Genomic DNA, 21,506 nt, shown 5'->3' with positions numbered 1-21,506 from the left:
CGGCGATGCGAAGCCAGTACGAATACCTGGTGGTGCTGGGCGTGTGCGTGCTCATCACGGTGCCGCTGGAGTGGATGGGACGCGGTGTCTACCGCCGTGCTCCCGACCTGGCGCGCGCCATCGCACCTGTGCTGCTCGTCCTGGCGGTCTGGGATGTCGTCGCCATCCTGCGCGGGCACTGGAGCTTTCACCCCGAGGCGACGACGGGTGTGCTGATCGGTGGGGTGCTGCCGATCGAGGAAGTCCTGTTCTTCCTGGCGATCCCGCTCTGCGCGGTGCTGACCTACGAGGCCGTGCGCGGGCGTTCGGAACGTTGGTTGCGTGATGGTTGAGGAGTACTCGCTCGCCGCGATGGCGGCGGTCGTCGTGGTGCTGCTGCTGGAGTTCTGCCTGCTGCGCACGGGGTTGTTCACCCGGCCCGCCTACTGGGTCACGATGGCGATCGTGCTCGGGTTCCAGGTGCCGGTGGACGGATGGCTGACGAAGCTCGACGCGCCCGTCGTGCTGTACGCGGACTGGGCGATCAGCGGGGTGCGGGTGCCGTGGGACATCCCGGTGGAGGACTTCCTCTACGGGTTCGCCATGGTCACCGCCGTGTTGTTGCTGTGGGAACGGGGAAGGGTGGCGCGTGAACAAGCTTGAGGTGCCGGCGAAGTTCGATCGCGCGGCGCGTGGTTACGACTTCCTCGTCGGGCTCAATCCCGGCTATCACCAGGCGCTGCGCCGGTCCGCGAGAGCGCTCGGCCTGCGCCCCGGGATGCGGGTGCTCGACCTCGGCTGCGGCACGGGCGCCTCCACGGCCGCCCTGGTCGCCGCCGCGCCCGGCGTGGACATCGTCGCCGTCGACGCCTCGGCGGGCATGATCGAGCGAGCGCGGGAGAAGCGCTGGCCGGCGACCGTGAGGTTCGTGCACGGCCGGGCCGAGGACGTGGACGAGGGGCCGTTCGACGCGGTGTTCGCCGCCTACCTGGTGCGCAACCTGCCCGAGCCGGACGCGACGCTGAGCCGGATCCGCGACACGCTCAAACCCGGCGGAACGCTGGTGCTGCACGAGTACTCGGTGCGCGACTCGCTGCTGAGCACGGCAGTGTGGACGGCGCTGTGCGGGTTCATCGTGCCGGCGGGCTGGCTGGCCACCGGCGACCGCTCGCTCTACACGTACCTGTGGCGCAGCGTGATGGACTTCGACGGGGCGACGGCGCTGCGGGACCGGTTGCGGCGCAACGGCTTCGTCGGCGTGCGTAGCGCGCCGCTACCGGGCCTGCAGCTCGGCGTGGTGCACACCTTCCGCGGCCACGCACCGGAACAGGAGCAGCGGTGAGGGATCGCAAGGCCGTGCGGATCCCGGCTCCGGCCGGGCGCGCGCAGTTCGACGGGGACGCCCCCGTGGTCGCCGTGGTGGGCGGTGGCATCGCCGGTCTCTCCGCGGCGACCCTGCTCGCCGAACGCGGGGCGCAGGTCGTGCTGTGCGAACGGGAGGACTACCTCGGCGGACGGGTCGGCGGCTGGAGCACCAGGCTCGCGGACGGCAGCGACGCCACCATGACGCGCGGCTTCCACGCGTTCTTCCGGCAGTACTACAACCTTCGCTCCCTGCTCAAGCGCGTCGACCCGAGTGGACGTGCCCTCGTCGGACTGCCGGACTACCCGCTGCAGCACGCTTCCGGGCATCGGGACAGCTTCGCGAACCTCCCGACGGCTGTGCCGTGGAACGCGCTGGCCTTCCTCCGCAGCAGTCCCACGTTCCGCTGGCGCGACCTGCCCGACGTGAACGCACGGGCCGCGCTGTCGTTGCTCGACGTGTCGGTGCCGCGGGTGTACGAGGAACTCGACGGCATCGACGCCGCGACCTACCTGGAACGCATCCGCTTCCCGGAGGCCGCGCACGCCCTCGCCTTCGAGGTGTTCTCCCGCAGCTTCTTCGCCCACCCCACCCGCATGTCGGCCGCGGAGCTCGCGGTGATGTTCCACATCTACTTCCTCGGCTCCGACGAGGGGCTGCTGTTCGACGTGGCCGCGGATCCTTTCCCGCACGGGCTGTGGGAGCCGCTCCGGCGCCACCTCGCCCTGCTGGGCGCGACGGTGTGCACGGGCGTCGAGGTCGGGTCCGTGCAGCCGGGCGAGCAGAAGCGGTTCTCCGTCACCATCGGCGACGGCGCGATCGAGGCGGACGCCGTGGTGCTCGCCGCGGACGTCAAAGGCCTGCGGGCACTCGTCGGCGAGTCGCCCACGCTCGGTGACACCGCGTGGCGCGAGAAGGTCGGCGGGCTGCGCACCGCGCCCCGGTTCCTCGTGTCGCGGTACTGGCTGGATACGCCCGTGGACCCGGACCGGCCGGGCTTCCTCGGCACCGGCGGGCACGACCTGCTGGACAACATCAGCGTCCTCGACCACTACGAGCACGAGGCACGGGCGTGGGCGGCCCGCACGGGCGGCTCGGTGGTGGAACTGCACGGATACGCACTTCCGTCCGATGTGGACGAACGGTCGGCCCGTGCCCGCCTCTGGGAGCAGCTCACCGAGGTCTACCCGGAGACCAAGCGGGCAGGGATCATCGACGAACGGCACGAGCTGCGCGAGGACTGCCCGCTGTTCCCGGCCGGGGGCTACGCGAACCGGCCGGGAGTGCGGACACCGGACGACTTCCTGGTGGTCGCGGGCGATCTCGTGCGCATCGACCTGCCCGTCGCACTCATGGAACGCGCCGCCACCACGGGGTTCGCCGCCGCCAACCACCTGCTCAGCCGCTGGGGCGTCGCGGGCACCGAGCTGTGGACCGTGCCGGCCGAGGGCCGCGTGCCGCTGCTGCGCTCGGTCGCCCGACGCTGGAGGACGCTGTGATCGTCGTGGTGGGAGCCGGTCTGGCGGGCCTGAGTGCCGCGCTGGAGCTCAAAGCGGCGGGCGTCGAGGTCACCGTGCTGGAAGCGGGGGACGAGGTCGGCGGCCGCGTGCGGACCGACGTCGAGGACGGCGTGCGGTTCGACCGGGGCTTCCAGATCATGCTGCCCGCCTATCCCGAACTGGAGCGGCTCGGGCTCGATCCGTTGCCGTTGCGGCACTTCAGGCCGGGCGCGTTCGTGCACGACGACGGCCGGCACGACCTGCTCGCCGATCCGCGCAGCGGGCCGTCCGCGTGGGACGGCTTCCTGCGCCAGCACGTCCTGGGCGTGCGGGACGTGGCGGCGGTGGCCCGGTTCTCCGGCCCGGACGCCTTCGGCCCGGTGCGGCCGTTGCTCATCGCGCAGGACCGCACGACCCGCGAGGAACTGCGGCGGCTGGGAGTGTCCGACCGCGCGGTCGAGGCGGTGTTCCGGCCGTTCCTGTCCGGCGTGTTCCTGGAACGGGAGCTCAGCACGTCGTCGAGGTTCTTCCACCTGGTGTGGCGCAGTTTCGCCCGAGGCGGCGCCGCGGTGCCCGCGCTCGGGATGGGGGAGCTGCCGAAGGCGATGGCGGAACGCCTGCCCAGGGACGCCATCAGCCTGCAGACCGCCGTGAGGGCCGTGCACGACAACGGCGTGGACCTGGAGGAGGGCGGCCGCATCGCCGCGGACGCCGTGGTGGTGGCGACGGACGGCACGACCGCGGCCCGCCTGCTGCCGGGACTGACCGAACCCCGCTGGAACGGCGTGACCACGTGGTACTTCCGGCCGCCGAGGTCACCGCTGCGCGACGGCTGCCTGGTCGTCGACGCCGGCGGTGGCCCGGTCGTGAACACGGCGGTGATGTCGGAGGTGTCGCGCCCGTACTCGCCGCACGCCCCGCTCGTGCAGGCCTCGGTGCTCGGCGACGCCGACGAGCGGGCCGTCCGAGCGCACCTGGATCGTCTGTACAGCACGGACACCAGCCGGTGGGAGGTGCTACGGCGGTACGACATCCCGCAGGCGATCCCCGCGATGACGGCGCCGCACCGGCTGAAGCAGTCCGTCCGCGCGGGTGGCCGCCGATACGTCTGTGGTGATCACCGCGACACCAGCTCGATCCAGGGAGCACTCCACTCGGGACGCAGAGCCGCACACGCCGTGCTGGCCGACCTGCGTGGTGATCAGTGACGACGTTGCTGCTGTTCGGCGACCAGCTCGGACCGCAGTTCCACTCCGGCCACGACGAGATCGTGCTGATCGAGTCGGCCGCGGCGTTGCGCCGCAAGCCGTACCACCGGCAGAAGCTGCACCTCGTGTTGTCCGGCATGCGTCATCTCGCCGCCGAGTACCCCGATCGCATCACGCTCGTGCGCGCGAACACGTACGGCGACGCCATCCGCGAACTGGACCGCCCACTGGTCGCCTACCAACCGGGTTCGGCCGCCGCGCAGAAGATGCTGACCGAACTCGGCGTGGAAGTGCACCCCACTCCCGCGTTCGCGTTGTCCCGTGAGGAGTTCACCGCGTGGGCGGGGCCGCGCGAGCGCTTCCTGATGGAGGACTTCTACCACTACCAGCGCACCCGCTTCGACGTGCTGATGGACGGCGAAGTCCCGGTGGGCGGCCGGTGGAACTTCGACACCGAGAACCGCGAACCCCCGCCGAAACGCGGACGGCTCGGCGTTCCGGCGCCGTGGTGGCCGGAGGAGGACGAGATCGACGCGCAGGTGCGTGCCGACCTCGACGCGATGGACCTGCCCACGGTGGGCAGGGACGGTCCGCGCCGCTTCGCCATCACGCGAGAGGAAGCACTGACCGCGTTGGAGGTCTTCCTGCGCGACCGGCTTCCTCACTTCGGCCCGCACGAGGACGCCGTCCTGGCCAAGGACTGGACGATGGCGCACTCGCTGCTGTCGGTGCCGCTCAACCACGGACTCCTGCACCCGCTGGAGGTCGTCTACGCGGCGGAGGACGCCTACCGCGACGGTGCCGCGCCGCTCGCGAGCGTCGAGGGGTTCGTCCGGCAGGTGCTCGGCTGGCGTGAGTACGTGTGGCACCTGTACTGGCACCTCGGTCCGGAGTACACGCGGCGCAACGGCTTCCGCGCCAAGGCGGAGCTGCCGTCGTGGTGGGCGGAGCTGCGGCCGGCCATGGTGCGCGCGGCGTGCCTGCGGACCGCCCTGGAAGGAGTGCGCGACCACGGCTGGGTGCACCACATCCAACGGCTGATGGTGCTGGGAAACCATGCGCTGCAACGGGGTTACGACCCCGCCGCGCTCAACGACTGGTTCGTCACGTCCTTCGTGGACGGTTTCCCGTGGGTGATGCCGGTCAACGTCATCGGGATGAGCCAGCACGCGGACGGCGGCGTGATCGCGACCAAGCCGTACCTGAGCGGCGGCGCCTACCTCAACCGGATGACGGATCACTGCGGCACGTGCTGGTTCGACCCGAAGCGGCGCACGGGTGAGCGCGCGTGCCCGTTCACCGCCGGGTACTGGGCGTGGCTCGACCGGCACGAGGAACAGGTGAGCGGAAACCACCGCATGGCGCGGGCCGTGCAGGGGCTGCGTCGCATCGCGGAACTGGACGAGGTGCGCGTGCGGGAGCGTGACCGCGAGGTCTTCTAGGCGTCGGTGCGGTCCAGCACGAGCTGGATCGCCTCGGTCAGCGTGGCCGGCCGGTGGACGAACGACGGCAGCGCCAGACCGTCCCACCCGGATCCCGCGACCGCGAGCACCGTGCCCGGTCGCGCTCCGAGTTCCTCCAGTGGCACCCGCAGCGCGAGTTCTGGCCGGTGCGCCCAGACCAGCGCGACGGCGGGCCGTAGACGGGTCACCGCGTCGTACAGGGCGTCGGCCGGCACACGGGCTCCGAGGTTGCGCCACCCGCGGCCCTGTTCGGACAGTGCCGCCCCGAGTGCCTCCAGTGGCAGCCAGTGCTGTTCGTCCGGCGCGCAGGACAGCAGCGCGGAGAGCACGCCGGGACCGCTCGCACGAGGGATCCCGCGCAGGGCGAACAGCACGCTTCCGCTGGCCAGGTGCTCGATCTCCACACCCTGGCCGGTCTCGGCGACCAGTTCGCCGAGTTCCACCAGCGAGGGGACGAAGACCGCCTCCCAGGCGGAGACGACGCCGTGGTCGGTGATGAGCTTCCCGGCGAGGTCGGACATCATCGGTTCGTCGAGGCGCTTCGCCGCGGCCAGGAAGCTCCGCCGTGCCAGGACGGCGTCCTCGGAGCCGAGCGGGGAGAGCGGGAGGCTGGGGCGGGCCGCCGGTTTCTGGCGTGCCAGCACGGCAGCGGCGGCCGCCGACACCCCCTGACCGGTCAGCACCACCATTCTGCGCAGCACGTCGACGTCCGCTTCCTCGTAACGACGGTGGCCGCCGTCGGTGCGGATGGAGGGACCCAGTCCGTAGCGCTGGTCCCACGTCCTGAGCGTGGTCGGGGCGATGCCGAGCATCCCCGCCACCGCGCGCGGTGTGTAGGTCACGTCCTACGGGCGCGTTTCGCGAGCATCGCCCTCAACTCACTTTCCCCGAGTCCGCCCCAGATGCCGAAGGTCTCCTGGACCTCCAGCGCGTGCGAACGACATTTTTCCATGACCGGGCAACGCTGACAGATGGCCTTGGCCGCGGCCTCGCGCCGGTCTCGCGCCGAGCCCCGTTCGTTGGGCGTGTGGAAGAAGTAGGCGCTGTCCATTCCGCGGCACAGGCCTTCGAGCTGCCAGTCCCACGACTCCGCGACCGGCTGGGGCAATCGTGACAGTTCGGGCATGGCACGTCCTCTGAGTCGACCCTCGATGGGCGCCCATCGTAAAATCGACTCAGAAACGACGCAACTTGGGGGCTCAGTCGGGGAAGCGACCCGCCTGGCGTAGTGTGTACCGGCGTTCGGCGTAGTCCAGGTCGTCGCGCCACAATCGTGCCGCTGCCCAGCGCATGACCGGCCGCAACGCCCCCGCCGCCGGCCTGGCCAGCGCGAAGCCGCGCCGGTCCGAGTGCGCGATGGTCGCCTCCACCACGGCGGTCCGGCCGTCGCGGATGGGCGTCGCGTGCGTCTCGACGACGCTGCCCTCGCCTTCCCCCTCGACGATGTGCATCACCACCGTGCGCGGCTCCGGGCAGGTGAACGCGGCGATGACCGGCACGCCGACCCGTCCGGCGACGCGGAAGGTGACCTCGACCAGGAAGCGGTCCTCCACCTCCGTGGGGGTTTCGAGGATGTGCAGGTTCGCGAACGAGTAGGGGTGGAACCACGCGCCGTGCCAGGGGTCGAGCCGGTTGGCGACGACGTCCTCGGGGTCGCACCGGCCGATGAGCGTGGCCACCGCGTCGATCGACCCCGCCGGCGGCCTTTCGGGCAGCACGGGAGCGTCCAGCGGCTCCTCACCACCCGCCCGGTCCAGCCGCACCCACACCAGCACCCCGTCGTCGTGCGCGGGGAATGGCGTCCACGCGCCGAACCGCGTGCCGTCGAGCGCGAGGCCGTGCCAGCGGCAGATCAGCTTGCCTTCGGCCACGGCGCCGTCGCACAGCGGAGCGCCGAGGTGCGGACACGAGCCGGACCCCGCCATGAGCACGCCGTGCGGCCCGCGCCAGAGCACGACCTCCTGACCCGCGATGGTGCGGCCGCACGGCTTGCCCTTCACGACGTCCCTGCTGGCGCCCGCGACGAACCAGTTGCCGGACGGGCGCGCCGTGGCGCGCTTGAGCGCGGCCTCGATCAGCGCCGGCTTGGCGTCCTGCCACGTCGGCCGTTGCTCGCGCCACGGCGGGCTCGAGTAGATCCGCAACGGGATCCGGTCACGCATCGACTTCCTCTCGTCAGGCCGCACGGGCGAACACCGCCCTCGCCAGCGCGGGCAGGGCGACCGCGAGCCGCCTGCCGTTCGAGACGACGACGCGGCGTGACAGCACGTCGCAGTCCGCGCCCTCGACGAGGTCGAGAATGCGGCCGTACAGCCGGTAGGCGGTGAGCACGCAGGGCCTCGACCGCGGCGCGAGCATGCCGATGCCCGGCCAGGCCCGCTCGTAGACCTGGCGCGCCCTGCGCACCTGGTCACGCAGGGCGGCCCGTACCTGCTGGTCGGCTCTGCCCTGCGCCCGCGCGTGCAGCAGGCGTTCCCGGTCGACGCCGAACGCCGCGAGCTCGTCCGCGGGCAGGTACACCCGGCCGCGGTCGAGGTCCTCGCCGACGTCGCGGATGAAGTTGGTGAGCTGGAACGCGACACCGAGCGCCGCCGCGGCCGGTTCGGCCTCCTCCCTGGGCACGCTGGTGCCGAGCACCGGGAGCACCTGCAGGCCGATCACCGCGGCGGATCCGTGCACGTACTGTTCGAGGTCGCGATAAGTGGGGTAGTCGGTGACGGTGAGATCCATCCGCATCGATTCCATGAAGTCCTGGAAGTGCTGGACCGGGATGTCGTAGCGGTGCACGGTGTCCATCAGCGCCGCCAGAACCGGGTCGTCCGTCGCCCCGTCCTTCAGCGCCTTCTGAAGGCGAACGTCGATCGCGCCGAGCGCGGCGGCCTTGTCGTCGATTCCACTGTGGACGTCGTCGACCACGTCGTCCACCCACCTGGCGAACCCGTACAGCGCGTGGACGGCGGGACGTTGCTCCGGGCTGAGCAACCTCGTTGCCAGGTAGTAGGTGCGGCCGTGCAGTGCGTTGAGCTCACGGCAGCGCCGGTACGCGTCGCGCAACGCCGGTGCGGTGACGCCCGCGGCATCCAGTTCGCGCTCAGCCGACATCAGGGGTCCTTTCGAGCAGGAGGTTCCTCCACGCTAAGTCCGCGAATTGCGTTCCGCACAACGACGGTGCTCATCATGCGGACTCCGCACCGCGCTGCTTAGCTCGGAGCATCGAACTCCCACCGACTTCCGAGGAACGCCGATGTCGCTGCTGACCAGCGTGGACGCTCGCACGTCGCGGGTGGACGACTTCCACGCCCTGCTCGACGGAGCACTGCACGAGTTCCTGCTCGCCCGCCAGGACCTGGCGGGCGAGCTCACCGCAGAGCTGCGTGGACTGGTCCTCGCCGGTGGCAAGAGGATCAGGCCCACGTTCGCCTGGTGGGGATGGCGTGCGGCAGGCGGCGCCGCTCCGGTGGACGCCGTGGTGCGGGCCATGGTGGCGCTGGAGCTGCTGCAGTGTTGCGCGCTGGTGCACGACGACGTGATGGACCGCTCGGCGACCAGACGGGGCAGGCCGTCGACGCACGAGTCGTTCGCCGCGCTGCACCGGCGGGAACGGTGGGCCGCGAGCGCCCGCCGGTACGGCGACTCGGCCGCGATCCTGGTCGGCGACCTCGCGCTGGCGTGGGCGGACGACGCGCTGGTGACCGCCGGTCTTCCCGCCGAGGCGCTGAGCCGCGCCTGGGGGCCGTGGCAGGCGATGCGGACCGAGATGATCATGGGACAGCACCTCGACCTGCTGGCCGTCGCACGGCGCGAGGAGTCGCTGGAGCACGCCGTCCGGGTGGCCGCGCTGAAGACCGCCGCGTACACGGTGGAACGGCCGCTGCACCTCGGAGCCGCCCTCGCGGGGGCTGACGACGACGTCGTCGACTGCCTGCGCGCGTACGGCCACGACATCGGCGTCGCCTTCCAGCTGCGGGACGACCTGATCGGGGTGTTCGGCGACCCCTCGGTCACCGGGAAGCCGGTGGGGGAGGACCTGAGGGAGGGCAAGCGGACGCCGTTGATGTCGATCGCGCTGTCCCGCGCACAGGGCAGACCCGCGGCGCAACGGCTGCTCCGCCGCTGCCTGGAGAGCGGGACCGTCAGCGAACGGACCGTGAGGGACGTGTGCGCGTTGCTCGTGGAACTCGGCGCCGTCGCCGCGGTGGAGGAGCACATCGAGAGACTGGCCGGATCGGGGATCGCGGCGCTGGACCGCGCGGCCATCGACGACGACGCCCGTCACGAGCTGGTGCACCTCGCCGGCCGTGCCGTGGCACGAACGACCTGAGCGAGGGGAACGCAGTGGTGCACGTGGTGAAGGGCCGCACGGATCGTGTGGTCGTGGTCGGCGCGGGACTCTCCGGGCTGTCGGCGGCGCTGCACCTGCGCGGTGCGGGGCACGAGGTGACGGTTCTCGAAGGACGGCCGCACCCCGGCGGGCTCGCGGGCCGTCGCGACATCGGCGGTCACCGGATCGACACCGGCCCGACCGTGCTCACCATGCCGGAACTGCTGGACGACGCGTTCGCGGCGGTCGGCCGGCGGCGGGAGGACCACCTGGAACTGCTGCCGCTGCACCCCGCCTACCGCGCGACGTTCGCCGACGGCACGGCGCTGGACGTGCACACCGACGCGGACCGCATGGAGCAGGCGGTGCGCGACTTCGCTGGGGACCGGGAGGCGGAGGGGTACCGCGACCTGCGGGCGTGGCTGACGAGGCTCTACGAGGTGGAACGGGACAGGTTCATCGGCGCGAGCTTCGACTCCCCGCTCGACCTCGCCGGCCCCGACCTGCTCGCACTCGCCCGGCTCGGCGGCTTCGGCTCGCTGGCCAAGGCGGTGGGCCGGTTCCTGCACGACGACCGGCTCCGGCGCGTTTTCACCTTCCAGGCGCTCTACGCCGGTGTCGCACCGAAAGACGCTCTCGCCGCCTACGCCGTCATCGCCTACATGGACACCATTGCGGGCGTGTGGTTCCCGCGCGGCGGCATGCGCGCTGTGCCGCAGGCCATGGCGGACGCCGCCGCCGACGCGGGGGTGCGGTTCCACTACGGCGTGGAGGCCGAGGAGCTCGAACGGAGCGGTCACCGCGTCACGGCCGTGCGCACGGCCGACACCCGGTTCCCTTGCGACGCCGTCGTTCTCGCCACCGGACCCGCCCAGAGCACCCGGCTGCTGCACGGCGAACCGCGCCGGATCCGGCCATTGCGCTGGTCGCCGTCCGCGGTGGTCGTGCACCTCAGCGCCGGCCGGGTGGCGGACGACCTCGCCCACCACACGATCTCGTTCGGCGACAAGTGGGACGGCACGTTCGACGAGATCATCCGGCAGGGCAGGCTGATGAGCGACCCGTCGCTGCTGCTCACCACGCCCACCCTCACCGATCCCGCACTCGCGCCGGAGGGCAGGCACCTGCAGTACCTCCTGGCGCCCTGCCCGAACCTCGACGCCGCTCCGCTGCGCTGGGACGCGATGGCGCGCCGGTACGCCGAAGAACTCGTCGACGAGATGTCGGCGCGCAAGCTCCTCGTCGACGCCGAACCGCTCGCCGTGGTGACCCCGGACGACTGGGCACGCGACGGCCAGGCCGCCGGCACGCCGTTCTCCGCCGCGCACACGTTCGGCCAGACCGGCCCGTTCCGGCCGCGCAACCTGCCGTTCAGGGACGGCAACGTCGTGCTGGCGGGCAGCGGCACCACGCCCGGCGTCGGCATCCCGCCTGTGCTGATCTCGGGACGGCTGGCCGCCGAACGGCTCCGGCGTCCGGAGCAACCGTGAGAGCGCTTTCTCTCGTAGGGTGAGCCGCTTCAGGGCAAAGCTCGAGGGGGCGTCTTGCGCACGATGAGGCGGGCATTGGCGGCATCCGTCGCCGCCGTGGTTCTGGTGGTCACCGGAGGTGCGGCGCACGCCGAACCGGCGCCGTCGATCGCCTGGGCGCCCTGCCAGGACAACCCCGACGGCGAGTGCGGAACGCTCAGCGTGCCGCTGGACTGGCGGAAGCCTCACGGCGAACGCATCGACATCGCGCTGGGGCGGCACAAGGCCACCGACCCGGCGCGGCGTCTGGGCGTGCTGATGGTCGACCCCGGTGGACCCGGCGGTTCCGCAGCGGAGTTCGCACTCTCCGGCCTGTTCAGTCCGGAGGTCCGCGCCCGGTTCGACATCGTCGGCATCGACTCGCGGGGCACCGGGAACAGCCTGCCGTTGCGGTGTGCCGACCTCATGGACGGGCAGCCGTCGATCTATCCGGAAGACGAGGCCGGGTTCGCCGCGCTGCTCCAGCACAACAAGAACGTGCTGGCGAAGTGCCGCGAGCGCAGCGGGCCGATCTTCGACCACGCCGACAGCGCCAGCGTCGCGCAGGACATGGACGCGGCGCGGCGGGCGCTGGGTGAGCGGAAGATCAGTTACTTCGGGCTGTCGTACGGCACGGTGTTCGGCCAGGCGTACGGCGAGAAGTTCGGCGGCAAGGTCCGCGCGATGGTCCTCGACAGCGTGGTCGACCACAGCGTGGACGCCCGGCGGTTCGTGGGGGACCGGGCGGCCGCCGGCGACGACGCGTTCCTGGAGTTCGCGAAGTGGTGTCAGAGCTCGACCGACTGCGTTCTGCACGGGCAGGACGTCAGGGCTGCCTGGGAAGCGGCACTCGTGCGGGCCGATGGCGAGCCGGGAGGGCGTCAGGGCCTGCTCGACAGCATGTACTTCGCGCTGCGAGGTCCTGACTGGCTCCGGGCCGCCGACCTGATCGCCGGGCAGACGGTGCGGACCCAGGCGTTCGAGCCCAACTACGAGTCGGTCCGGCTCGCCACCGTCTGCCAGGACTTCTCGCTGCGCATCAGGAACTTCCGGGACTACGAACGGCTGCGGGCCGAGGAACTGCGGCGCTCACCGATCATGCGCGGCAGCTTCCTCGGCCACGACGAGGCCATGGCGTGCGTCGGCGTCCCCGGACCGCCCGCCAACCCGCCCCACCGCCTCGACATCTCCGGCGCGCCGAAGATCCTGGTCCTCAACGCCAAGTACGACCCGACGACCCCGTACGCGTGGGCGGTCAGCATCAAGCGGCAGGCGCCGCGCAACACCGCGTTGCTGACCTACGAGGGCTGGGGCCACATCGCCTACCCCCGCAGTGCCTGCACGCGGACCAACGTCGACGCCTACCTGCTCGACCTGGTGACTCCCGCGATCAGTTGTCCTGCCGTGCCGCAGTGATGAACGAGCGGTACCACTGGTAGCTGGCACGCGGAGTTCGCTGCAACGTCTGGTAGTCGACGTGCACCAGGCCGAACCGGTGCTTGTAGCCGTGCGCCCACTCGAAGTTGTCGAGCAGTGACCAGCAGAAGTAGCCGCGCAGATCCACGTCCGCGGCCTGGGCCGCCGCGATGTGGTCACGCAGGTAGGAGATGCGTTCGGTGTCCTCGAACCCCTCCGAGTCCGGGTAGACGCAGCCGTTCTCCGTGACGTAGATCGGTGGCAGGCCGGGGTGCCGGGCCTTGAGGTCCGTGAGCGCGGTCGTGAGACCGGCGGGTTCGACCGGCCAGCCCATGCCGGTGCGCGGCACGTCCGGGAGCTGGGTCGTGTCGACACCGATGTCGTGGGCCGTGCGCTTGGCCGGGTCGGGCTCGCGGCGCGGCGCGTCGGCGACGTGCAGCCGGTAGTAGTAGTTGAGGCCGACGTAGTCCAGCGGCTGGCCGATGATCGCCAGATCACCGTCGTGCCGGAACGAGAAGTCGCTGATCTCACCGAACATCGACGTCATCTCGTCCGGGTACGCCGAACCGAACAGCGGGTCGGTGAACTGCCGCCGCAGCAGGCAGTCCTGCCGGCTGGCCGCGGCGACGTCGGCGGGCGAGTCGCTGACCGGCACGGTGGGGGACTGGTTCAGCACGATGCCGAACTCGCCGCCGGAACCGTTGGCGCGCATGGCCTGCACCGCGAGTCCGTGACCGAGCAGCAGGTGGTGCGCCGCCGCCAGCGCGCCGTGCCCCTCGCGAGCGCCGGGCGCGTGGCGGCCTTCGCCGTAGCCCACGACCGACGAGCAGTACGGCTCGTTCAGCGTGGTCCACTTGGTGACGACGTCACCGAGCGCCTCGTGCACCAGGGCCGCGTAGTCGGCGAACCGGTGGGAGGTGTCGCGGTCGCGCCACCCGCCCTGGTCCTCCAGCGCCTGCGGAAGATCCCAGTGGTACAGCGTCAGGAACGGCTCGATCCCGTTGTCCAGCAACGCCTCCGCGAGGCGCCGGTAGAAGTCGAGGCCGCGTTGCTCGATCCGTCCGCTGCCCTCCGGCAGGATCCGCGACCACGACACCGAGAACCGGTACGCGTCGACGCCGAGGTCGACGAGCAGCCGCACGTCCTCGGCCCAGCGGTGGTAGTGGTCCGCCGCCACGTCGCCGGTGTCGCCGGACGCGACGGCACCGGGAACCTGTGCGAAGGTGTCCCAGATGGACGGACCGCGGCCGTCGAGCCTGGCCGCCCCTTCGATCTGAAAGGCCGAGGTCGCCACGCCCCAGCGGAAGCCGGCCGGAAAACTCACAACAGTCTCCAAAGAAGATCAGCCCTTGACGGCACCCGACATGATGCCGCCGACGATCTGGCGGCCGAACAACAGGAACACGGCCAGCACGGGGATCGTGCCGATCGTCGCGGCGGTCAGCACCAGCGTGTAGTCGGTGGTGTAACCACTGGCCAAAGTGGACAGAGCGGTCTGCACTGTCGGGTTCTCCGGCACGAGCACCACCAGCGGCCAGAAGAAGTCGTTCCACGCCTGCATGAACGTGAACAACCCGAGCACGGCCGCGGCCGGACGAGCCGCGGGCAGCGCGACGTGCCAGAACAGCCGCAGCGAGTGGCACCCGTCCATCCGGCCCGCCTCCAGCAGCTCGTCCGGGATCGCCCGCTCGAAGTACTGCCGCATGAAGAACACGCCGAACGCTGTCACGAGTCCCGGCACGATCACCGCGTGGATCTCGCCGGCCCAGCCGAACTCGCTCATCATCATGTAGAGCGGGATGATGCCGAGTTCGGTCGGGATCGCCTGCGTGCCGATGATGAGCAGCAGCAACACGTTGCGGCCGCGGAACTTCATCTTGGCGAAGGCGAACCCGGCCAGCGTCGAGAACAGCACCACCGAGATGGTCACCGTGCCCGACACGATGATCGAGTTCATCAGCGCCAGCGCGAAGTCGGTGGTGTCGAAGACGCGGGCGATGTTCGCGAAGAGGTGGCCGCCCGGCACCAGGACGGGCGGCACGCTGTCGATCGCGTCCGGTGTCTGCGAGGACACCACGAACGACCAGTACACGGGAAAGGCCGACCCGGCCAGGATCGCGATCAGCCCGGCGTACGTCCACGGCCCCGCCACACGCCTGGCCAGCCTGCGCGCCCTCGCCGAGGGTCCCGCGGGCCGCACGGGCGCTGGGCGCTCCAGCACTGCGGTCATGGGGTCACTCCGTCCGGATCCGTTTGGTCACCAGGTAGCCGAGACCGGCGACGATGACCGTGGCGATGGCCAGCACGACCGCGATCGACGAGCTGTAGCCGAAGTCGTAGTTCGTGAAGCCCTGCTCGTACAGGTACAGCGCGGCGGTCTGGAACTGCCGGTCCGAGCCACCTGTCGCGGCAGCGGCGCCAGGGTTGAACAGCAGCGGCTCCGCGAGGAGCCGCATGTTGCCGGTGGTCGCGATGATCGTCGAGAAGATGATCTGCGGCCGCAGCAACGGCACCGTGATCCGCCAGAACTGCTGCCGCCCGTTCGCGCCGTCCAGGGTGGCCGCTTCGTACAGGGTCGACGGAATCGCCTGCATGGACGCCAGGAAGATCAGCGCGTGGTAGCCGGTCCAGCGCCACACCACCATCACGGCGATGGCGATGTGGGAGCTGGCCGTGCCAGCCTGCCAGTCGATCTGCCCGGCACCGAACAGCTCCAGCACCCAGTTGATCAGGCCGAAGTCACGGCCGAACAGCTGCGCGAAGATGATCGTCACCGCCGCCACCGAGGTGATGTTCGGCAGGATCACGCCCATCCGGAACAGCGTGCGGGTGCGGACCTTGCGGTTGAGCAGCTGTGCGATGAAGAGCGCGAACATGATCTGCGGGACCGTCGTCAGCAGCCACAGGCTCAGCGTGTTGCCCATGGCGTTCCAGAAGTACGGGTCCGCCATCAGCTTCGCGTAGTTGTCGAACCACACGAAGGTCGCCGCGTCCGACTCGAGCAGGTTGCGGTCCTGCAGCGAGACCCAGATGGTGTAGAGCAGGGGGAACAGCCCGAAGACACCGAAGATCAGGAAGTACGGCGTCACGTATCCGTACGGCGCGAACTTGGTGTCCCACCGGTGTCTTCTGGCCGTCTTGTCCATCAGAACCATGGTCAGCTCGTCACTTCTGGACGTCGCCGACGAACTGGCGCCACGACTCGTCGCCGTTCTGCTTGCCCTGCTCGACGCGCTGCATCGCGTTGCCGATCGCGGTCTGGATGTCACCGGCCTTCGGGCCCTGGTACTGCGGGTTCAGCTTCTTGGCCGCGTCGGTGAAGAGCTTGCCGATCGGCGCGTCGTTGAAGTACGGGTTCTTGTAGTCGACGATCGACGGGTCCTCGTACAGCTTCGGGATCGACGGCAGCAACCCGGCGCTCTTGAACACCTTGGCCTGCTGCTCGGGCGCGGTCAGCCACGCCGCCAGCTCCACGGCCTTGTCGACGTTCTTGCCGGACTTGGGAACCGTCAGGTACGAGCCGCCCCAGTTGCCGCCACCACCGGGCACGGAGGTGACGTCCCACTTGCCGGCGGCCTCGGGACCGGCCTGGTCCTTGATCTTGGCCATCTGCCACGCGGGACAGGTCACCGTCGCGAACTGACCCTGCTTGAACCCGGTGTTCCAGACGGGCGTCGAGTACAGCAGCTTGGACGACAGACCGGACTGCACGCCGTCGACGACGAGGTCCCAGGCGGCCTTGACCTCCTTGTTGTCACCCACGACGATCTTGTCGGTCTTGTCGTAGTAGCCGACCGACGCCTGGCCGACGATCGCGTTGAGGACGGTCGGACCACCGTCGAACCACTTCACGCCCTCCGGCGCCTTCTCCTGGAACTTCTTGCCCGCGGCCATGAAGTCCTGCCAGGTCGGCCACAGCGCCGCGACCTGGTCGCGGTCGGCGGGCAGCCCGGCGTTCTGCAACAGGTCGCGGCGGTAGCAGATGGCCAGGCCGCCGATGTCGGTGCCGTAACCGATCTGCTTGCCGTCCTTGCTGAGCGAGGCCTCCCACTTCCAGCCCAGCCAGCGGTCCTTCAGCTGGTCGCCGCCCTTGGTGTTGAGGTCGACGAACTTGTCCGGGGTGGCCTTGAACTGGTTGACGTACCCCGTGTCGACCGCCTCGATGTCCGCGGCGCCGCTGCTGGTGGCGAGGTGCGCGGCGAGGTTCTTGTGGTGGTCCGAGTAGGACGCGGTGCGGTCGGAGATCTCGACGTCCGGGTGCGCGGCCGCGTACTCCTTGAGCAGCTCGGCGTACCCGAAGTTGCCGAACAACCCGATGGTCAGCTTCGTCTTGCCGCCGGACGCGGCGTCGCTGCCGCAACCGCTGAGCACCAGGGCGGTCGCCACCGCGGCGCAGCCGAGGGCGAGTGCTTTGGGGCGCATTTTCCAGGCCTCCGTTGGTTTTTGGGCGCGCTGAAGCAGAAGAAGTGCTTCGTGGAGAAGGTGTGTGGCGCCAATGACAGCGGTGTTACGCGGTGTCCGTCAAGTAACGAGATGATAAACAGATCAACTTCCGCACCCGTTTGACTAGGGGAAGTGCTGCTCGTAGGGTCTATGTAACCGCTTACGGTAAATCGGGAGGCCGGAATGGCGACCGGGCGAGAGATCGCCCAGCTCTGCGGCGTGTCCGTGGCGACGGTGTCGCGCGTCTTCAACCAGCCGGACACGGTGAACGAGGACACGCGTGAACGAGTGCTGCGGGTCGCGAAAGAGCTGGACTACCGGCCCAACGAGTCCGCGCGGGCGTTGTCGACGAAGCAGTCCACGATGATCGGACTCGTCTGGGACACCGACCACCGCAGGCCCGGCTGGCGGCACCCGTACCTGCAGGACCTGTTGATAGGACTGAAGTCCGCGCTCAGCGCGCACGGCTACCACCTGCTGATGCTCGCGACCAGCGGCGACTCCCGCGAGGTCGGCGCGTCACTCGCGGACCCGGTCGGCTACGTGAACATGACCCGCCGCCACCACCTCGGCGGGCTGGTCCTGATCGACAGCGGCTCCGATGCCGACGCGTTCGAATCCTTTGCGCAGTCGGGGTTTCCGTGCGTCGCGCTGGACGTCGCCGTCGACGGACCCAGGGCCACCTACGTGACGTCGGACAACGTGGGCGGCGCGCTGTCGGCCGTCCGTCATCTCGTCAGGCTCGGCCACACCCGGATCGCCACGATCACCGGCCCGCCGGGCAACCAGCCTTCCCAGGCCCGTGTTTCCGGCTACCGCACGGCACTGCACGAGGCGGGCGTCGAGCCGCGTGACGACTACGTGGTCGCCGGTGACTTCTACCGGGCGAGCGGAACCGCTGCCACGCACCGGCTTCTGGCGCTGGACGAGCCGCCGACCGCGGTGTTCGCGGCCAGCGACGAGATGGCGGTCGGCGCACTGCTCGCCGCCCGTGCCGCCGGCCTGCGCGTGCCCCAGGACCTGGCGCTCGTCGGGTTCGACGACATCGAGATCGCCTCGGTGGTCGATCCGGCGCTGACGACGGTGGCGCAGGACAAGCCGGGGTTCGGGGTGGCGGCGGCGAAGGCGATCATGGCCATGATCACCGGTGCCGGGCGCGAAGAGCCCGTGGTGCTGCCGACCCAGCTGGTCGTCAGGGACTCCTGCGGAGCGCGTTAGTCCCGTTGGCTGGAAGGGTGCCGGGCGGACTCGCGGTCAGGTGAGGTGCCCCCTGAGCGTGGCCGGGCGAACTCGCCGTCGGACCGGCCACTAGTCTCTTGTGGACGTGGCGGCCGCGATGAGTGCGATCAGCTGCTGCCGGAAGTGCTCGTAGTCGTCCACGGCGCCGAGCAGCGTGTCGGACTCGCGTTCCTCGCGGCGGGCGGCGGCGAGGGCGCGGCGACCGGCAGGCGTGATCTTCACCGACGTGCGCCTGCGGTCCTGCTGGTCCTGGCTGCGCACGACGTGGCCGCCGCGGTCGAGGTGCTCGATGGTGCGGCTCATGGTCTGGTCGGTGACCCTGCACAGCACGGCGAGCTCGCGCTGGGAACGCGGTCCGTCGGCTAGGTGGTGCAGGGTGATCATGCCCGCGTGGGTGAGGCCGCGGCCCGCCAGGAAGTCCTCGAAGCGCTTCTCGACCACGCGCGCCGCGACCGACAGGAGCCTGCCGGTCGGCCAGGAGTCGACGTCCACCTGGTCCGGGCGGCCTGGCACCGCCGGCTCGTCTCCCTGCGCCACGGTGCCATCATCCCAGACCCGCCCGATCACCCCACGTCGGTCCCGAACGGCATGCCCGTCACCGGCGTGTCGCCCGCGAGCGCCGCCGCGATGGCCGCGGCCGCCGGTGGGTAGGCGAGCTCGCCGAGGCCGCCCAGTGGAGCGGTCGACGGCACGATCGTGACGTCGATGTCGGGTGTCTGGGTGATCCGCGCCCACCGGTAGTCGCCGAACGACGACTCCGCGACGTGTCCTTCCCGGACGGTGATCTGCGCACCGAGCACAGTGGACAGTGCGTCGGCCACACAGCCCTCCACCTGGGCGCGGACCCCGGACGGGTGCAAAGCCACCCCGACGTCGACGGCCGCGTGCACGCGCAGCACCCGGCGCGATCCCGGTTCGGCGACGGCGATCACCGCGATCGCGGAACCATATTCCTCCAGGCAGGCCACGCCGCGCGAGGTGCCGGGCGCCGTTGGCGTGCTCCAGCGGGCGCGGTCGGCGACGGTGTCGAGCACCTTGTGCAGCCGTGAACCCGCGGGCAGCAGCGTCCTGCGCAGCGCGACCTGGTCGAGGCCGGACCTCGTGCCGATCTCGCTCAGGAAGTTCTCCTCGGCGTAGAGGAACTGCCCCGCGTAGACGGACCGCCAGAACCCGGTGCGCAACGGTGCGGGCCGCACGGTGACCGTGACGTCGCCGGGCACGGCGTAGGGGAAGTGGTCACCGCTCGCCTTGATCAGCGCGGGGTTGGTGAAGATCGGCAGGACGGTCAGCGGCCAGGTGACGACCTCGTGAGCCCGGCGGACGGGAAGGCCGTCGGCACCGATCTCCGCGGACATCCTGTGCACCGACATCGGCCGGTAGGAGTCGTTGCGCATGTCGTCGGCCCGTGTCCACAGCACCTGGACAGGCGCGCCCGCGCGTCGTGAGCAGGCCACCGCCTCCAGCACCGGATCAGGCTCGATGCGCCGCCCGAACGCGCCGCCGGACGCCGCCGTCTCCACCCGCACCGCAGTCGCGGGCAGGCCGAGCTGACGCGCCAACTGGGTGCGCAACCCGCCGGGGTCCTGCGTCGGGGCCCAGATGGTCACGCCATCCGGACGGACGTGCGCGGTGGCGTTCATCGGTTCCATCGGCGCGTGCGCGAGCAGTGGCATCTGATAGACCCGCTGCAGGCCGTTGATCGGGCTCTGCGCGGGCAACGCCGAGTGCAGATCGGCGAGCCACGCGCGGCTGTCCGCGCCGGGTGTGCCGCCGCGCCAGGTGATCCGCAGCACGTCACGGCCCCGCAACGCCTGGTGGGTCGACCTGGCGATCACCGCGACGCCACCCTGGCCCTCGCCCGGCGCGGTGAGCGTCAGGACGTCGACCACGCCGGGCAGGGCTCGGGTCGCGGTGTCGTCGATCGTGTCGGGAACCGCGCCGATCCACGGCGGGCGGGCCACGACCGCGACCATGCCGCCGGCAGGCCGCGAGTCGATGCCGTACCGGACGCGACCGGTGACGACGTCGCGGGCGTCGACCCGGCCGCCACGGGTCTTGCCCAGCAGCCGCCACTTCTCCGGCGGCGTGAGCTCGACGGGCACGGTGGCGGGGTCGAGAGCCGCGGCGGCGCGCACGAGCGCCCGGTACGGCAGTCGTCCCCGGCGGGGATGGCACACGGCGCCGTCCTTCGCCGTGCACTCGCCGACCGGCACGCGCCAGCGTTGCGCGGCGGCGGTGACGAGCAGGCAGCGCGCGGTCGCGGCGGCCGTGCGGATCGGGGTGGAGAGCTGCCGCACGGACGTCGAGTTGGCGACACCCTGCGAGCCGAAGCGTTCGGTGTCACCGTGCGCCTGTTCCAGCGTGATGTCGGCGGCCTCGACCGCGAGTTCTTCGGCGACCATCAGCGCGACCACGGTCCGCACGCCCTGGCCGGTGTCCGGACGGGGCACGGTCGCGGTGATCCGGCCCGCGTCGTCCAGCCGCACGAAGACGTTCGGCACGAGGCCCTCCGCGGCGAGCGCGGGCACCGGCACCGCGATGATCAGGGCGCCGGCTCCCGCGCCCCGCAGCAACGTCCGCCTGCTGATCATCGTTCCTCCCGCATGATCCGGCTCGCGCGGCGCACGGCGGCGCGGATGCGCGGATAGGTGCCGCAGCGGCACACGTTGTCGCGCAGGGCCTCGTCGATCGCCGCGTCGTCCGGGTCCGGATCACGGGCGAGCAGCGCCGCCGCGGCCATGACCTGGCCGGGCTGGCAGTAGCCGCACTGCGCCACGTCGAGCTCGCGCCACGCCCGCTGCACGGGGTGGTCCCCGTCGCGCGACAGCCCCTCGATCGTCGTGATCCGGGTCTGCACGCTGTCCGCCGCCGTGCGCACGCAGGGCCGTGCGGCCTGACCGTCCACATGGGACGTACAGGCGCCGCACAGGCCGACCCCGCACCCGTACTTGACCCCTGTCAGCCCCAGCTCGTCCCGCAACACCCACAGCAGGGGAGTGTCGCCCTCGACGTCCACCTCGTGTCGTTCACCGTTGACGCGCAACAGATATCGGGCCACCGCGCTGCC

The 21,506-nt window shown here is 70.8% G+C and carries 21 protein-coding genes; 10 read left to right on the top strand and 11 right to left on the bottom strand.

All coding sequences use genetic code 11. The features are described from left to right. Positions 1-5 precede the first annotated feature (5 nt). The 6 genes from ACIRG5_RS01495 to ACIRG5_RS01470 are packed head-to-tail and all read left to right on the top strand — an operon-like array spanning position 6 to position 5,491. Positions 6-332: a lycopene cyclase domain-containing protein gene (locus ACIRG5_RS01495; protein ID WP_402898459.1), complete on the top strand. Its 327-nt coding sequence runs from the start codon at positions 6-8 to the stop codon at positions 330-332. After that, entirely contained in the window at positions 325-642 is a 318-nt protein-coding gene (locus ACIRG5_RS01490; protein WP_402900837.1) for a lycopene cyclase domain-containing protein, read from the top strand. The genes ACIRG5_RS01495 and ACIRG5_RS01490 overlap by 8 nt, the downstream gene beginning before the upstream one ends. Further along, complete coding sequence (locus tag ACIRG5_RS01485) at positions 629-1,321, top strand: class I SAM-dependent methyltransferase (RefSeq protein ID WP_402898457.1); 693 nt, start codon at positions 629-631, stop codon at positions 1,319-1,321. Before ACIRG5_RS01490 ends, ACIRG5_RS01485 begins: the two co-directional genes overlap by 14 nt. Next, complete coding sequence (locus tag ACIRG5_RS01480) at positions 1,318-2,841, top strand: FAD-dependent oxidoreductase (RefSeq protein ID WP_402898454.1); 1,524 nt, start codon at positions 1,318-1,320, stop codon at positions 2,839-2,841. Before ACIRG5_RS01485 ends, ACIRG5_RS01480 begins: the two co-directional genes overlap by 4 nt. Further along, positions 2,838-4,049 (top strand): NAD(P)/FAD-dependent oxidoreductase, encoded by a 1,212-nt coding sequence (locus ACIRG5_RS01475; RefSeq protein ID WP_402898451.1) that lies wholly within the window; start codon positions 2,838-2,840, stop codon positions 4,047-4,049. The genes ACIRG5_RS01480 and ACIRG5_RS01475 overlap by 4 nt, the downstream gene beginning before the upstream one ends. Further along, positions 4,046-5,491 (top strand): cryptochrome/photolyase family protein, encoded by a 1,446-nt coding sequence (locus tag ACIRG5_RS01470; protein ID WP_402898449.1) that lies wholly within the window; start codon positions 4,046-4,048, stop codon positions 5,489-5,491. The genes ACIRG5_RS01475 and ACIRG5_RS01470 overlap by 4 nt, the downstream gene beginning before the upstream one ends. Here the strand turns inward: ACIRG5_RS01470 and ACIRG5_RS01465 are convergent. From ACIRG5_RS01465 to ACIRG5_RS01450, 4 genes are all read right to left on the bottom strand, one after another. After that, positions 5,488-6,354, bottom strand: a complete 867-nt coding sequence (locus tag ACIRG5_RS01465) for a MerR family transcriptional regulator (protein ID WP_402898446.1) — start codon at positions 6,352-6,354, stop codon at positions 5,488-5,490. The two genes, ACIRG5_RS01470 and ACIRG5_RS01465, sit on opposite strands and share 4 nt — an antisense overlap. Further along, positions 6,351-6,638 carry a WhiB family transcriptional regulator gene (locus ACIRG5_RS01460; protein ID WP_402898443.1) on the bottom strand — a complete coding sequence of 96 codons (288 nt, stop codon included), beginning with the start codon at positions 6,636-6,638 and terminating at the stop codon, positions 6,351-6,353. Before ACIRG5_RS01460 ends, ACIRG5_RS01465 begins: the two co-directional genes overlap by 4 nt. Before the next feature lie 73 nt (positions 6,639-6,711). Next, positions 6,712-7,674 (bottom strand): DUF5914 domain-containing protein, encoded by a 963-nt coding sequence (locus ACIRG5_RS01455; protein WP_402898441.1) that lies wholly within the window; start codon positions 7,672-7,674, stop codon positions 6,712-6,714. Positions 7,675-7,687: 13 nt separating this feature from the next. Next, complete coding sequence (locus ACIRG5_RS01450) at positions 7,688-8,614, bottom strand: phytoene/squalene synthase family protein (RefSeq protein ID WP_402898438.1); 927 nt, start codon at positions 8,612-8,614, stop codon at positions 7,688-7,690. Positions 8,615-8,756: 142 nt separating this feature from the next. On the opposite strand from ACIRG5_RS01450, the gene ACIRG5_RS01445 reads away from it, so the two are divergent. The 3 genes from ACIRG5_RS01445 to ACIRG5_RS01435 all read left to right on the top strand — a co-directional run bounded on the left by ACIRG5_RS01445 (position 8,757) and on the right by ACIRG5_RS01435 (position 12,757). Beyond that, positions 8,757-9,833: a polyprenyl synthetase family protein gene (locus tag ACIRG5_RS01445; RefSeq protein ID WP_402898436.1), complete on the top strand. Its 1,077-nt coding sequence runs from the start codon at positions 8,757-8,759 to the stop codon at positions 9,831-9,833. A gap of 17 nt (positions 9,834-9,850) precedes the next feature. Further along, positions 9,851-11,323, top strand: coding sequence for a phytoene desaturase family protein (gene crtI / locus ACIRG5_RS01440; protein WP_402900834.1), 1,473 nt, complete (start codon positions 9,851-9,853; stop codon positions 11,321-11,323). Positions 11,324-11,386: 63 nt separating this feature from the next. Beyond that, positions 11,387-12,757 (top strand): alpha/beta hydrolase, encoded by a 1,371-nt coding sequence (locus ACIRG5_RS01435; RefSeq protein WP_402898433.1) that lies wholly within the window; start codon positions 11,387-11,389, stop codon positions 12,755-12,757. Here the strand turns inward: ACIRG5_RS01435 and ACIRG5_RS01430 are convergent. The 4 genes from ACIRG5_RS01430 to ACIRG5_RS01415 are packed head-to-tail and all read right to left on the bottom strand — an operon-like array spanning position 12,732 to position 17,179. Further along, on the bottom strand, positions 12,732-14,081 hold the full coding sequence (locus tag ACIRG5_RS01430) for a GH1 family beta-glucosidase (protein ID WP_402898430.1): 1,350 nt from the start codon (positions 14,079-14,081) through the stop codon (positions 12,732-12,734). The two genes, ACIRG5_RS01435 and ACIRG5_RS01430, sit on opposite strands and share 26 nt — an antisense overlap. An 18-nt stretch (positions 14,082-14,099) precedes the next feature. Further along, positions 14,100-14,987, bottom strand: a complete 888-nt coding sequence (locus ACIRG5_RS01425; RefSeq protein WP_402898427.1) for a carbohydrate ABC transporter permease — start codon at positions 14,985-14,987, stop codon at positions 14,100-14,102. Positions 14,988-14,991: 4 nt separating this feature from the next. Further along, on the bottom strand, positions 14,992-15,903 hold the full coding sequence (locus ACIRG5_RS01420) for a carbohydrate ABC transporter permease (RefSeq protein ID WP_402898424.1): 912 nt from the start codon (positions 15,901-15,903) through the stop codon (positions 14,992-14,994). A gap of 19 nt (positions 15,904-15,922) precedes the next feature. Continuing rightward, complete coding sequence (locus ACIRG5_RS01415; protein WP_402898421.1) at positions 15,923-17,179, bottom strand: extracellular solute-binding protein; 1,257 nt, start codon at positions 17,177-17,179, stop codon at positions 15,923-15,925. A 204-nt stretch (positions 17,180-17,383) separates the two neighbouring features. On the opposite strand from ACIRG5_RS01415, the gene ACIRG5_RS01410 reads away from it, so the two are divergent. Further along, the gene (locus ACIRG5_RS01410) at positions 17,384-18,418 is read left to right on the top strand and encodes a LacI family DNA-binding transcriptional regulator (RefSeq protein ID WP_402898418.1); all 1,035 of its coding nucleotides are present in this window, start codon (positions 17,384-17,386) and stop codon (positions 18,416-18,418) included. 90 nt (positions 18,419-18,508) lie between these two features. Here ACIRG5_RS01410 and ACIRG5_RS01405 read toward each other — a convergent pair whose 3' ends face one another. Genes ACIRG5_RS01405 through ACIRG5_RS01395 form a run of 3 tightly spaced genes read right to left on the bottom strand, consistent with a single transcriptional unit; the run spans position 18,509 to position 21,497 of the window. Further along, a complete protein-coding gene (locus tag ACIRG5_RS01405; RefSeq protein WP_402898415.1) occupies positions 18,509-18,976 on the bottom strand; it encodes a MarR family winged helix-turn-helix transcriptional regulator in 468 nt (155 codons plus the stop codon). Between the two features lie 26 nt (positions 18,977-19,002). Further along, complete coding sequence (locus ACIRG5_RS01400) at positions 19,003-21,030, bottom strand: molybdopterin cofactor-binding domain-containing protein (RefSeq protein ID WP_402898413.1); 2,028 nt, start codon at positions 21,028-21,030, stop codon at positions 19,003-19,005. Beyond that, positions 21,027-21,497 carry a (2Fe-2S)-binding protein gene (locus tag ACIRG5_RS01395; protein ID WP_402898410.1) on the bottom strand — a complete coding sequence of 157 codons (471 nt, stop codon included), beginning with the start codon at positions 21,495-21,497 and terminating at the stop codon, positions 21,027-21,029. Before ACIRG5_RS01395 ends, ACIRG5_RS01400 begins: the two co-directional genes overlap by 4 nt. Positions 21,498-21,506: the final 9 nt, after the last annotated feature.

Source organism: Lentzea sp. NPDC102401, assembly GCF_044765805.1.
Classification (GTDB): domain Bacteria; phylum Actinomycetota; class Actinomycetes; order Mycobacteriales; family Pseudonocardiaceae; genus Lentzea; species Lentzea sokolovensis.
Note: the sequence above shows the minus strand (reverse complement) of the source record. Positions and strands in the feature narration are given on the sequence as shown.